This window comes from Psychrobacter sp. YGAH215 (assembly GCF_007280595.1).
GTDB classification, from domain to species: domain Bacteria; phylum Pseudomonadota; class Gammaproteobacteria; order Pseudomonadales; family Moraxellaceae; genus Psychrobacter; species Psychrobacter faecalis.
Window position 1 is genome coordinate 152133 of the sequence record NZ_VKLR01000010.1, and the last position, 13291, is coordinate 165423.

Below are 13291 nucleotides of genomic sequence, written 5' to 3' on the forward strand. Positions count from 1 at the left end.
CAAAATGCTTGATTAATTTAAACGACTACTTTTATTATTTTTTTTACCCTTCACCAACTTTAGGAATATTTATGACATTGCAACAAACCATCGAGCAAGCCTTTGAAAATCGTAACGATTATAGCCCAGCAACCATGCCACAAGACATACGCGACGCTATCAACGCAGTGCTTGAACAATTAGACAACGGTAGCTTGCGTGTTGCTGAGAAAAAAGATGGCGAATGGGTGGTCAATCAATGGGCTAAAAAAGCGGTATTATTATCATTTCGTTTAAACGATAACTATGTGCAGGCGGCGGGCGAACACGTGCAGTTTTATGACAAAGTGCCGACGAAGTTTGCTGACTGGACTCAAGAGCAGTTTAAAGCAGCTGGCGTACGCGTGGTACCACCAGCGGTTGCTCGTAAAGGCTCATACATCGCAGCTGGAGCAGTATTGATGCCATCGTACGTCAACATTGGCGCTTATGTCGACCAAGGCGCGATGGTAGATACGTGGGCGACGGTTGGTTCGTGCGCCCAAATCGGTAAAAACGTGCATCTATCAGGCGGCGTCGGTATCGGCGGTGTCTTAGAGCCGCTGCAAGCCAGTCCAACGATTATCGAAGACAATTGCTTTATCGGCGCGCGCTCTGAAATCGTTGAAGGCGTGATAGTAGAAGAAGGCTCAGTAATTTCTATGGGCGTGTTTATCGGGCAATCAACGCGCATTTATGACCGTGAAACGGGCGAGATTCATCGCGGCCGTGTACCAGCAGGCTCAGTCGTTGTACCCGGTAGCTTGCCATCAGAAGACGGCACTTACAGCTTATATGCTGCCATTATCGTGAAAAAAGTCGATGCGCAAACCCGAGCCAAAACCTCGGTCAATGAGTTATTACGTTTGGCCTAGTGATGTAATTTTCCTAGAGCTTCCATAGATATTAGATATCAGGCAATCAAAAAGATGTTGAAACCCAATTTCAGCATCTTTTTTAATGTTCAATATCAGTTTAAGTTTAACTTAATACAAGACATTACGTTATAATCCTTGCCTCGTTTGGGCGCTAGAAATATTAGCGCTAAACAAACTACTAAACCCTTTTTTATTTGGTCAATGCGTGCCGCATTATCAATCTTTATCTGTATTTGACATATTATGAGTGAGTTATCTTTACGCACCTCGGCAATTCCTGTCACTGATCCCGAAGCAGGGCTACGTTTGACCGAGATTTTTTATTCCTTGCAAGGTGAAGCGCTGACCTCAGGCTTGCCGACGATATTTGTACGCTTGACTGGCTGCCCGCTACGCTGCGTGTATTGTGATACCGAGTACGCCTTTAGTGGCGGTGAGCGGCAATCGTTAGAAGCCATTATCGCCACCATCAAAAGCTATCCGTGTCAGCGTATCTGCTTGACTGGTGGCGAGCCATTAGCGCAGCCAAATGCCATTGAATTAATGCAGCTTCTGTTAAATGACGGTTATGAGATTTCACTTGAAACCGCAGGCGCGCTGACGGTAAAAAATGTACCGCCTGCGGTCAGCAAAGTGATGGATCTGAAAACGCCAAGCTCAGGTGAAGTCGATAAAAATCTTTGGTCAAACCTCGACTATCTCACCCAGCACGACCAAATCAAATTTGTCATTATGAACCGCAATGATTATGAGTGGGCAAAGGCAACACTGTTTGAGCATCAACTTGATAAATTGGTCGGTACGGTTTGGTTTTCACCAATGTTTACTGTCGCAGAAGAAGTCGTTGCTAGTGAAGCATTGAGCAGCCCCGATGTGCCAGTATTGGCGCGTGAGTTAGCTGAATGGATACTGGCTGATGCCTTGCCTGTACGTTTTCAACTACAACTGCATAAGATTATTTGGGCCGATGCTAAAGGTAAATAATGGAATGAGCTTTGCGCAAATTGGGCAAATCAATAGATCGGATAAATAAGCAATCCAAATTCCAAACTAAACATCCTCTGAATATAGTCAAGGGATTTTAGAATCGCTACAAGGCGACCGACCGCAGATAGTACATTGAGTACATCTAGGACAGGTAACACCGTAGCGGTTTAAAAGTGCTCTGACTATAGCTAACCAGCTGACTGCAAGGACGCATACATGGTTAAACTGATTTTACTGGGCTTATTGGCGGGGGCGTTCTTTAGCTCGACATTTATTTTAAATGAGCTGATGAGTAATGCCGGTGGTCATTGGTTTTGGTCAGCGAGCCTACGCTATGTCTTTATGTGGCTGATTATCAGCGCCGTTATTATCCTGCAACATGGCTTTAGGCGTATTGAAGCACTTGCGAGCATTTTTCGTCAGCACTGGCGCTTTTGGTGTCTTACCGGCAGTATTGGCTTTGGGGTATTTTATACCGGTATTTGCTATGCAGGCGACCACGTGGCAGGCTGGGTCGTGGCTGCTACCTTTATGTTTACCGTCGTAACCAGTTTGTTCGTACTATTGGCATTTGGGCAAAGGTTTGATAAGAAATTTATTATTTATGCCTTTTTGGTGTTTATCGGGGTGGTATTGGTCAACGTCAGCGAAGGCTTGCGCGCCTCTGCCGTCGCTGGCATTGATAGCGCGCCGATGGCAGAAATGCTGCTTTACGGTGCCCTCCCTGCGCTAATTGCGGCTTTTAGTTACCCAATCGGCAATCAGCTGGTCTGGCAAGTCTCACACAACTCGCGCAAACACCATCCCCATAAAGATAAGGCTAAAACGCAACAAGCAAAAGAAGCAAATAAACCCAATCGCGAACAAAGTTATCACGAGAATGCTAACCAACCGCTTGTCTCAGAAGCTTTCGATTTGTCTGCTGTCATGTCTAGCACTTCGGATAACAACGCTACTCTAAAAACCCTCTCTAGCATCGAAGTTAAATCCTCCTCTCCTCCACAAAACCTCCTTGCCCGCATTCCAGTTATCGAGACGAGCTTATTACAAAATGCCTTTAATAAAGTCTGGCTAATGACCTTGGGTAGCTTTCCATTTTGGCTGGTTTTAGGCGCTTTTATCCAGCCTGAACCACCTGCAACCACCCAGTTATTTAATACCTTGCTAGTAGCATTACTGGCTGGAGTAGCGGCGACAAGCATATTTTTTTATGCGCGTGAGCAAGCGGTGACGTCAAGCGAAGTCGCAGGCGTTGACTCCACCCAAGCCAGCGAGGTAATCTTTGCTTTGATTGGTGGTATACTATTGTTGGATAATGCCATACCATCAGCAATGGGATTGGTCGGTATTGGGCTAATTATTCTAGGACTGATTTTATTTGCAAAAGACGGTTGAGGCTAAAATAAGTCATGATGAATCACTTTATTTTCCCCGATGTTTTGCTGTATTTATTAGATATGGTAGGCGTCATTGCTTGTGCCATTGCCGGCACTTTGCTGGCGCAGCATAAAGGCTTTGATATTGCGGGCTGTATTTTGGTTTCTATGGTCAATGCCATTGGCGGTGGTACATTGCGCGATATGGCGCTCGATCGTCATCCGCTATTTTGGATGACTGACCTCAACTATGTCATTGTCATTACTATTACCTCGCTTATTCTACAAATTTTCTTTCATCTGTATCATAAGATTGATAAAGCCCTCAAATTCTTTGACGCGATTGGTCTAGCGGCTTTTAGTGTCATTGGTTTTAAAGTGGCGTTGGCGCAAGATATATCGCCGGTTATTGCGGTTATGATGGGAGTTTGGACGGCGATTATCGGTGGTTTATTGCGTGATATTATCTGTAATGAAATACCACTGCTGCTACAGCGTGAGATTTATATCACCGCTAGTATTGCAGGATCCTTGAGCTATTTGGCGCTTGATTACTGGGGCGTTGATGCGGTTGCCAATGAATTTATGATGTTATTTATCATCTTTGCCGTGCGTATGCTGGCGCTTAAATTCGATTGGCACCTGCCCTCTATTCGTTTGGTCGATTAACTCTTCGTTTTACCGCTTAACCTCATGGGCAAAAAATACCAGTGCTTTGATATTGATGTTTTAATATAAGGGATTTAATGAGAAAAATGCATGCTCACCATCGCTTTAGATTCTGAATTGATGACTACTTTTGACCCGCGTTCACTCATTTATCTGTTTGATATGATTGGGATTGTCGCTTGTAGTATTTCGGGAACGATATTGGCCAAGCATAAGAACTTTGATGTCTTTGGCTGCTTATTGGTATCGATTGTGACTGCCATCGGCGGCGGTACGGTGCGCGATGTCATTTTGGATCGTCATCCACTGTTTTGGATGGTGGATATGAGTTATTTGACGCTTATTACTGTTTCGTCGTTAGTGATGCAGATATTCTTTCATCCCAACTCTAGGCGCGTTGATAAATTTCTCAAGCTCTCCGACACTATTGGCCTATCAGCTTTTACTTTAATCGGTATCAAGGTTGCTGATAGTATGGGTGCCAATGTGCCAGTGGCATTATTACTCGGGGTGATTACGATTATTGTCGGCGGTATCATCCGCGATATGATTTGTAATGAGATTCCGTTGGTGCTACAGCAAGAGATTTATATTAGTGCGTCTTTAACGGGCGGCATTCTTTATTTTGCCCTGCACAATCTTGGCGTAAGCGCTTGGATTGCCGATATCTCAGCAATGGCGACGATTTTTACTTTGCGGATGCTTGCCATTCGTTATGACTGGCAATTTCCAACCATTGAATGGAAATATTAAAGTATTCAAGCCTAGCAACTACTTGCTTTCCTCTACTGTCTCTTTTACCAGCGCCAAATCTTTGACCATCAACTGCAGGCTTTGTTTACCGTTCCACTCGTTAATGTCTAGCTGAAATAATACATGCACTTTTTCGGCGCGGTAATCCCAAGCACTACTATCAAAATTAAATTGGATTGCTTCAATTGGATATTGCACCTCAGGATAACGTAGCGACAATTTAAGATGTTTGTCTTTTAATATCTTAAAGCTCAATACCTCAAATACGCCGTCAAATATCGGCGGCGCAAAGCCATGACCCCATATACTGGCATTCGCTAGATGCTCTGCAAAGTACAAGCTAAAGTCAGCCGCTTGCAAGAGTCCGTCGGTAAATTTCTGCTCGGCAAAGACTTCCTCATCCATCTGCGCCATCACTTCGTTAAACGCGGTTACGAAGCCATCGAAATGACGCCGTTTGATGGTTAAACCTGCCGCCATAGCATGACCACCAAAGTGGCTGATTAAATCAGGGTAACGTTCGGCCACTTGCTCAATCGCATCTCGAATATGCACGCCTGCGATAGAGCGCGCCGAGCCTTTGATGGCATCGTCGTCACCCGTGCGTTCTGTATCCGCTGGCGCAAAAACGATACTGGGCAGATAGTGACTTTCTTTTAAACGACCAGCGACAATACCGATAACCCCTTGATGCCAATCGTCTTGATATAAAATGATGCTGCGGTTTTGATTATCAATAGCCGACTTTTCAGTTTTAGGCTGGATAAGAGTTTCATCGCTCTCGTCAGCATCATTCTTAGCATTAGAGTCAGCAGTAGCTAACGCTTGCACAATGCTATCTGCTTGCGCGCGCATCTCACCTTCGACATGACGGCGCGTACGATTAAGCTGCTCAAGCTCTTGAGCCAAACGCTGGGCGGTACTCCAGTCATCGGTCAATAAGCATTCGATACCGATGCGCATATTATCCATGCGCCCCGCAGCATTGATACGCGGACCTAAAACAAAACCAAAATCTTGCGCCTGTAATTGTTTTGGGTCGCGACCTGCTTGTTCAAGCAGTGCCAATATCCCAAGCGAGCAGCGACCTTGGCGAATGGCGTTTAGACCGTGATGCACTAAAATACGATTGTTTTTATCAAGTACACCCACATCGGCAATCGTCCCAAGCGCGACCAAATCTAAATATTGGCTGACTTGCACGCTAGACTTGCCTGCTTCGCGGCGCAGTTTCGCCAAGCGTCCGAGCACATAAAACGCCACGCCGACGCCAACCAAGGCTTTACTACTAAAGTTGCAATCAAGCTGATTGGGATTGACCACCGCTTCGGCAGGCGGCGTTTCTTTAGTAGTCAGATGATGATCAGTAATAATGACAGTGATGCCATCAGCCTGCGCCCGCGCCACGCCGTCATGGCTTGAGATACCATTATCGACCGTCACAATCATGTCGGGCTTATAAGTCTGGATACCTAATTCAACAATCTCTGGCGTTAGACCATAGCCATATTTAAAACGGTCAGGGACTAAAAAATCAACCACCGCGCCCATCTTTATTAGCGCGCGCATCATCAATGCGGTACTGGTTGCCCCATCGCAATCAAAATCACCGACGATTAATGTACGCTGACCTTCGTCGATGGCGACATCTAACAAACGCACCGCTTCGGTGACGCCATGCAGCATTTCAGCAGGTAATAAACCAGATAAGCCAGTCTCTAACTCATCAGGCGCAGTGATACCGCGACCGGCATAAAGCCTAGCAAGGGTAAAGGATTGGGCGGCAAGTGGTTGCAACGCGGCGGGCAACTCATCGATGCGAGTGCAGGTATAACGGGGGGTCAAATTTAGCATAGTGCTATTCTACTGGCTTTGGCACATAGCCACAATGGGAATTTTTAGCACTATCGTCTAGGTTGGGCGATTGCCCAATTATGCCTTATGGCGTAATTTATATCACATATCATGTAGGAAAAATAAAGGCTATATATGGCGAATGTTTAAACGCTTGCTTGCCAACTTGCTCTTTATTTACAAAAACGGTGCAGAGAGCCTGCAATTTTCTGCATTTTGCTACAAAGCAATGATTGTATGCCGTTTATAAAGCCATAAAATGGTAAACATTGAAGATGAGTTATGCGAAGATGACTTATTTGAAAATTATAAGATACTCATCATTTTTGCCATGTTTGCTTTTGTTATATTAATTACTTTCTATTTTTTAAACATTTTAAGGACGCGTTATGAAAACCACCCCAACCGCTGAAAAACTGCCTAATACTATTGACCCTAATTTAGATCTAGATAAAGTCAAAAAAGACTGCGAAAAATTGGTCAAAAAACGTGCCAAACTTTCTGCTGGTGTCGCTATCGTACCTATTCCATTTTTTGACGTGGCAGTTGATGCCAGCATGCTGACCGTCCTGCTACCTGAGATCAGTGAGCGTTTTGGACTGATTGAAGGCCGCCAGTCTGCCGTCGATTTAGAATCACGCGCCATTCATTGGGCTGCGCTAAAAGACCGTACCGTTGATTTTGCAGGCTTAATGGCGACACGTGGTATCGTGAAGAAGACCGTCCAAGGTTTTGGTGGTCGTATTGCGGCGAAGCAAGTGACCAAGTTTATCCCATTGGGCGGTCAAATGGTTGCGGCAACCATGGGTTATATGATTTTCAAAAAAATCGCCACTGACCATATCAATGAATGCTATAACTTGGCAAAAGACATTCAGCAAAAGCAACATGGTAAAAATGTCTAACAGCATGCCATCATTGTTTAAAGTTTAAGAAATTGTCATTCAAAAAAAACCCAGCTAAGAGATTTATTAGCTGGGTTTTATCTTTGTTATTGAACAATCACAAGATATCAATCAATAAATTCTTTTATATACTGTCCTTCTAAGATATTAATCTATTCAGTTTGTTCAATTACAATGAGTATGTGTGGTGTTTTATCCTCTCTATCAACGTGCACGATAGCTTGCCAGCCACTATATAGAGATATTTCCTCAGCAAATTTTAGCGACGAGCGTTTTTCTAACGATTGCAGTGTCTTTAGCTGCTTAGTATGATGCGCCACAGGTATTAGAGTCTTTAGCACCTCTGAAAACACAGGTAAAGACTTTCCTTCTTGTGGCTTAACATAGTATGAAACGCTACTTAAGTCACACCCTGATAAGGTCGCTTGAATATTTAAACCATTTATCTGAATGGACTCAGTTATCACCTGAGTATAGTCATGTATATCGATATCTTTCTGACTGGTCCCACCAAGACTAAGGTCTAATAAGCTCTTATCTTTGATACGAGATAGTCGGCAATTATCCCGATAAACACTACTAACAGGACTACCCTTCTCCCAATTTAGCGTAAACTCAAGCGCAGGCTCTAGCAGCTCACCATCCTCATATGCCTCAGGATGTGAGCGAAAGTTAGGCACGGCACTATAATGAATTTGTTTACCTTTTACTTCATAATCAACGATATGCTCGCTAAAGGGCGCATATAGCAATATCTCATGTTCAGTGATAATATTTTTATTCTTATTTAACAGCAGATAATAAATCGCACTATTGGAATAAACACTACCGCCCAATGGACCCATAGATTCGATTTCTAAGGCGATATCCTCAAGGCCATCGCCATTAAAATCCTCTTTTATCAGTGGTAATAAGCGCAGACTATAATCCATGCTCTGCTCTTCACCATCTGCGTCTTCATACTTATCCGAACAGTCGTATTCAAGAGAAGGACTTACTTTGGGATTAGGCTTTGGTGAAGAACAGCGTCTTTCTATCAATTCGACAATGAGATTTTTTGGCAGCACAACCTTATTAGTTTTATTGCTAGCAGCCTTAGTACTTGCCTCAGCCAGCGATAGCGGCATTATCAATAGCAAAAGTAAAACGCCTAAATAGCGTGACATTGTCATCTCCTTTAACCTTTGAGCGATAAAATTAGCATAGCATGCCTTTATAAAATAAATAATAAATATAGATCATTCTAGCGGCATCGAATGAAGTAAGTGATGTGTATTTCTACGAAAAATGGAACCTTCAATAGACTAAATGATAAAAGATTTTTAATAGAAAAGACTTTTAGCCAGTCAATAAAAAGCCCTGAATTTTCAGGGCTTTTTATGGTTACGCTAGCTTATTAATCATTAACTTATTAATCGTTCACGGGATTATCAGGTTGATAGTTTGCATGTGAGGGTTTGGCAAAAGCAAACTTGACGACCTGCAGTGCCACACAAACCGCACCAGTAATAAAGATCACGTCAGCAAAGGTACGAATCCAGCGCAGTGTTACTAAGAAATCTTGTTGTAAGAAGCCTTCACTACGTGCGTACCATAGACCTTCGGTCATTGACGCGTGCGCTTGGAAAATACCAATCGGTAATAAGCTAGTGACAATCATCAATACCAAGCCTGCATTTAGTGCCCAAAAACCAGTTTTGATAAGGTTTTCACTAAACACATAATCAGGACGGATATAGCGCATGACCAGTAATACAAAGCCGATTGCTAAGAAGCCATAGACCCCAAACAGTGCAGCATGTGAGTGAGTGGCGGTAGTATTTAACCCTTGTAAATAGAACAATGAGACTGGTGGGTTAATCATAAAGCCGAACACCCCTGCACCCAACATATTCCAGAATGCGACTGCAACGAAACACATGATAGGCCATTTAAGCTTATTCATCCATGGCGCTTGACGCTGCATCGACCAATGCTCATAACCTTCATAGCCTAGCACCACTAAAGGTACCACTTCTAAAGCACTAAATGACGCGCCGATTGCCATGACTGGTGTGGTTGTACCAGAGAAATATAAATGGTGGAACGTACCTGGCACACCGCCAAGCATAAATAGAGCTGCTGAAGCGATGGCAGAACCGGTGGCGATTTTTTTGTTGACCAAGCCTAAGTTGTAGAAAATAAATGCGAGTGAGACGGTGGCGAATACTTCAAAGAAGCCTTCTACCCATAAATGTACCACCCACCAGCGCCAGTATTCCATGATGGTTAAGTGGGTACGCTCGCCGTAGAACAAGCCTGCACCGTAGAATAAACCCACGCAAACGACTGATGCAAAGAAGATGGCCAATAAATTTTTATCACCGCCCTCTTTTCTTCTAAGCGCTGGTAAACAGCCACGGGTCATCAATACCAACCAGAATAAGATACCAACCCATTTTAAAATCTGCCAGAAGCGACCAAGGTCAATGAATTCATAGCCTTGATGACCAAACCAGAAGTTGTATTTTGCAGGCATAATACCGGCAATCGCAAAGTACTGACTAACAAATGAGCCTACAACCACGAGTATTAATGCCACCCAAAGGATGTCTACGCCCAATTTCTGGTATTTAGGATCTTTACCGCCATTGATAAGTGGCGTTAAGTACAAGCCTGCCATCAAGAAAGCAGTAGCAATCCAAAATAGTGCTGCCTGAATATGCCACGTACGTACTAAGGAGTACGGGAAGTAATCGGATACGGCGATACCATAAAACTCTTGCCCTTCAACGGTATAGTGCGCGACAAAGCCACCAATAAATACCTGAAATACGAATAGAGCAACGACTAGTACACCGTATTTTGCCAAGGCTTTTTGTGACGGTGTTAACGCCACTTTGGTTAATGGATCAGAACTTGCCGTTGCTTCTTTGACGTCTTCTTCTTTACGTAAGAACGACCAGCCCCAAATAAGAAAACCAACCCCAGCGATTAAGAACACCACACTGGCGATAGACCACATGATATTTTCAGAGGTTGGGACGTTATCAATTAAAGGCTCATGCGGCCAGTTATTGGTATATGTCGCATCAGTACCCGGACGGTTGGTAGACGCAACCCAAGTGGTCCAAAAGAAAAAGTTAGTCAGTTTTTGTCTGTCTTCAATATCTGCCAAAGTATTGTTTTTCATGGCAAAATTTTCACGCGACTTTTGCAATGAAGGCTCATTACCGTAGAGACCGATATAGTAAGGCGCGACTTCATTAATAGCGGCGATACGCGTATCTGACAGTACCACTTGATTGTTAGCATTGGTATTGCTGCCACGATATTCTTTTTTCAGTTGCGCGCTAAGTACCGCTTTTTGATCATTCGTTGCCGCGGCAAAATCATGTCCATATAACTCTTGCGCCCGGATATCTAACCACGCCACAAGCTCTCTGTGTAACCAATCTGCGGTCCAGTCAGGCGCTTGATAGGCACCATGTCCAAGTATCGAGCCAAGCTGCTGACCACCCGTGCGCTGCCAAGCAGATTGACCATCTAAAATATCTTCTTCTGTGATTAATGCCTTTCCGCTGCTATCAATATACTGATCAGGGATAGGAGGTGCGGTGCGATAGACTTCCACGCCGCCCCAACCTAAAAAGGTAAAGGTAATGACGAGGACGGCGATTAAGCCCCACCAATACTTTTTATATTCGCCCATATCTTGCTCCTACTGGCTAGATAGATAAACTGAACGCTTAACATTCATTTTAAATGAATTTTTATAAGCGTAATTATAATTCCATAAATGATTAATACCGCTGCCTGTTACGATAAATCTATCAATCATCTGGTGAATATTAAGCCTGCTGCCTGAGTGATACTTTAGTCTTGGGATTAAGAATAAAGCACAATAAAAGCTGGGATTAAAGGCTTAAATCTTTGATGACATTAGAGTTAATGAATAGATTTTATCGCTTCATGCGCTAAACCTATTTGATGTATATTTACATCTAGCATCAAATTGGAAACATTTTAACATTCATTTAATATGAATGTTAAGAGTTATTTTTGCTTATTTTTATCTTTCTTATAAACTGCGCGGTTCACTTTTATCAAATCACGAGTGAAGTCCTTCATTTATAACCAAATTTAGAGAGAGAAACTCGAGTAGCAAGTTACTTATACCTAATGCAAAAACATAAAAAAACCAGATAAATGAAGTTATCTGGTCTTTTATTAGGAATACTTATTAATTACTCAGACGATTTAATAGTAGCTGATGACTGCGCTCAATCACCGGCGCATCGACCATATTACCGTCCACTTTAAAGATGGCTTGCCCACTGCGTTCGTATTCTGCGACTACTCGCTGCGCAAATTCAATCTCACTCTCAGTTGGTTGCAGGGCTTCTTTAACAATATCGACTTGCTTAGGATGGATACAAAGCATGCCCGACATACCCATCTGTGACCATAGCTGCACACGCTTGTGCAGTCCCGCGCTGTCATCAAAGTCCGCATACACGCTATCAATCGGTGCGAGCAGTTGATGGACTTTTGAGGTTAAAATAAGCTGATAACGAATTTGATTGGCGATGATATCGGCTGATGCTGTGCCCACCTGTACCTGTAAATCATTGCATAGGTCTAAAAAGCCGTAGCTAAATGCCACCATACCACGCGCTTTTGCTATCTCATCGGCACGATATAAACCAATAGCATTTTCTATCACTGCAATCACCGGCAGACCCGTTTCTTGGTTAACTTTCTCTATATCTGCTGCCTGCTCCGCTTTTGCTAATAGTACGCCTGCCAGCTTAGGCAGCTGCTGACATAGCGCTAAGTCTTTGGCAAATTCAGCACTACTCGCTTGATTGATACGTAGCCAAAACGGGCGATAGCTTTGCGCCTCATGCTCAGCAGCATAGTAGGCTTTTAATGCTGCGCGAGCTTGGGCTTTGTCTGCTTGCGCAACCGCATCTTCTAAATCAACAATCACTGCATCTGCCCCGCTAGCAAAGGCTTTTTCTACCCGATCTATGCGCGTTGCTGGCACAAACAACCACGTCTTAGTATCAGCAAGTGATTTGATAACAGCTCGGTAACTTGGCGATTCGATATTGGTATCGATACTCGTATTTTTATGGGCAGATGGATTGCTAGAAGGTGACATGCTCGATTCCTAGAGGTAGATATTCATCATATAAACACTTAACGTTATTGTGCCACGACAAAAGCGCTTGTCATAGCCTAATAACGCTAGTTGGTTATAACGCTGGATATTAAGATTCCTCTGGTTTATCAAATAACTTTTCGATAGGTTTACTATGGATTTTCGAGCTGTTAAACATCGATTTATTGCCAGTATCGCCTTCTGTCCAAAAGTTGATATTAAACTGAGCATCATCGCTTAACTCTACGCGGTGCCAATATTGCGGTGGACTGACCGCAAACTGTCCGGCGTTGATAACGACTGTTTTTTCTGGCTCAGTGGCCGCTTCGTCAGCGAAACCATAAAAAGTCACCGTACCTTGCATGACGCAGATTTGGCCGTAAACGCCCTCAGCCGTATTGTGATGGGTCAATAAAGCATTGGGTACTTTATCTTTGGTGAAGAAGTGTGTCGAACGTTTGATTTTCCAATGGCTTGGAATGACGGGATTAGGATTGGTTTGGGTATCAGAACTCATGATAACTCCTTAGCTGGTTTGCTGAGTATAGATTTTTATCTCAATCTGCCTTAAAACCAATATGCAGTTAAGTGCGCAATTGAGAATAATTATCATTAATATAAAATAGCACCTTTTAAATGCTTTTACTAGCTTTGTATGTTTTGACTATCTATAAAAATGTAACACCTTAAATGCGATCGCCGCCC

The 13291-nt window shown here is 43.4% G+C and carries 11 protein-coding genes; 6 read left to right on the top strand and 5 right to left on the bottom strand.

Going from position 1 to position 13291, the window contains the following annotated elements:
* Positions 1–71: 71 nt before the first annotated feature.
* From dapD to FOR85_RS06190, 5 genes are all read left to right on the top strand, one after another.
* Complete coding sequence (dapD, locus tag FOR85_RS06170; protein ID WP_144297163.1) at positions 72–893, top strand: 2,3,4,5-tetrahydropyridine-2,6-dicarboxylate N-succinyltransferase; 822 nt, start codon at positions 72–74, stop codon at positions 891–893.
* 246 nt (positions 894–1139) lie between these two features.
* Complete coding sequence (gene queE, locus FOR85_RS06175; RefSeq protein WP_144297164.1) at positions 1140–1880, top strand: 7-carboxy-7-deazaguanine synthase QueE; 741 nt, start codon at positions 1140–1142, stop codon at positions 1878–1880.
* Positions 1881–2099: 219 nt separating this feature from the next.
* Entirely contained in the window at positions 2100–3278 is a 1179-nt protein-coding gene (locus FOR85_RS06180; RefSeq protein ID WP_144297165.1) for a multidrug resistance efflux transporter family protein, read from the top strand.
* Between the two features lie 14 nt (positions 3279–3292).
* On the top strand, positions 3293–3928 hold the full coding sequence (locus FOR85_RS06185; protein WP_144297166.1) for a trimeric intracellular cation channel family protein: 636 nt from the start codon (positions 3293–3295) through the stop codon (positions 3926–3928).
* A gap of 90 nt (positions 3929–4018) precedes the next feature.
* Positions 4019–4681, top strand: a complete 663-nt coding sequence (locus FOR85_RS06190; RefSeq protein ID WP_144297167.1) for a trimeric intracellular cation channel family protein — start codon at positions 4019–4021, stop codon at positions 4679–4681.
* An 18-nt stretch (positions 4682–4699) separates the two neighbouring features.
* Here the strand turns inward: FOR85_RS06190 and recJ are convergent, their stop codons facing one another.
* Positions 4700–6535 (bottom strand): single-stranded-DNA-specific exonuclease RecJ, encoded by a 1836-nt coding sequence (recJ, locus tag FOR85_RS06195; RefSeq protein ID WP_144297168.1) that lies wholly within the window; start codon positions 6533–6535, stop codon positions 4700–4702.
* Between the two features lie 389 nt (positions 6536–6924).
* Between recJ and FOR85_RS06200 the strand changes: the two genes are divergently transcribed.
* Complete coding sequence (locus tag FOR85_RS06200; protein WP_144297169.1) at positions 6925–7440, top strand: hypothetical protein; 516 nt, start codon at positions 6925–6927, stop codon at positions 7438–7440.
* A gap of 152 nt (positions 7441–7592) precedes the next feature.
* On the opposite strand, the gene FOR85_RS06205 is transcribed toward FOR85_RS06200, so the two are convergent.
* The 4 genes from FOR85_RS06205 to FOR85_RS06220 all read right to left on the bottom strand — a co-directional run bounded on the left by FOR85_RS06205 (position 7593) and on the right by FOR85_RS06220 (position 13103).
* Positions 7593–8606, bottom strand: coding sequence for a hypothetical protein (locus FOR85_RS06205; RefSeq protein ID WP_144297170.1), 1014 nt, complete (start codon positions 8604–8606; stop codon positions 7593–7595).
* Positions 8607–8851: 245 nt separating this feature from the next.
* Positions 8852–11131 carry a nitric-oxide reductase large subunit gene (locus FOR85_RS06210; protein WP_144297171.1) on the bottom strand — a complete coding sequence of 760 codons (2280 nt, stop codon included), beginning with the start codon at positions 11129–11131 and terminating at the stop codon, positions 8852–8854.
* A 531-nt stretch (positions 11132–11662) separates the two neighbouring features.
* Positions 11663–12586, bottom strand: coding sequence for a CoA ester lyase (locus FOR85_RS06215; protein ID WP_144297172.1), 924 nt, complete (start codon positions 12584–12586; stop codon positions 11663–11665).
* Positions 12587–12695: 109 nt separating this feature from the next.
* Entirely contained in the window at positions 12696–13103 is a 408-nt protein-coding gene (locus FOR85_RS06220; protein WP_144297173.1) for a DUF1971 domain-containing protein, read from the bottom strand.
* Between the last annotated feature and the right edge of the window lie 188 nt (positions 13104–13291).

Excerpts from the sequence above, each read along its gene's own strand:
- FOR85_RS06180 (WP_144297165.1), top strand. The coding sequence starts at position 2,100 with ATGGTTAAACTGATTTTACTGGGCTTATTGGCGGGGGCGTTCTTTAGC.
- FOR85_RS06185 (WP_144297166.1), top strand. The coding sequence starts at position 3,293 with ATGATGAATCACTTTATTTTCCCCGATGTTTTGCTGTATTTATTAGAT.
- recJ (WP_144297168.1), bottom strand. The coding sequence starts at position 6,535 with ATGCTAAATTTGACCCCCCGTTATACCTGCACTCGCATCGATGAGTTG.
- FOR85_RS06210 (WP_144297171.1), bottom strand. The coding sequence starts at position 11,131 with ATGGGCGAATATAAAAAGTATTGGTGGGGCTTAATCGCCGTCCTCGTC.
- queE (WP_144297164.1), top strand. The coding sequence starts at position 1,140 with ATGAGTGAGTTATCTTTACGCACCTCGGCAATTCCTGTCACTGATCCC.
- FOR85_RS06205 (WP_144297170.1), bottom strand. The coding sequence starts at position 8,606 with ATGTCACGCTATTTAGGCGTTTTACTTTTGCTATTGATAATGCCGCTA.
- dapD (WP_144297163.1), top strand. The coding sequence starts at position 72 with ATGACATTGCAACAAACCATCGAGCAAGCCTTTGAAAATCGTAACGAT.
- FOR85_RS06215 (WP_144297172.1), bottom strand. The coding sequence starts at position 12,586 with ATGTCACCTTCTAGCAATCCATCTGCCCATAAAAATACGAGTATCGAT.
- FOR85_RS06220 (WP_144297173.1), bottom strand. The coding sequence starts at position 13,103 with ATGAGTTCTGATACCCAAACCAATCCTAATCCCGTCATTCCAAGCCAT.
- FOR85_RS06200 (WP_144297169.1), top strand. The coding sequence starts at position 6,925 with ATGAAAACCACCCCAACCGCTGAAAAACTGCCTAATACTATTGACCCT.
- FOR85_RS06190 (WP_144297167.1), top strand. The coding sequence starts at position 4,019 with ATGCTCACCATCGCTTTAGATTCTGAATTGATGACTACTTTTGACCCG.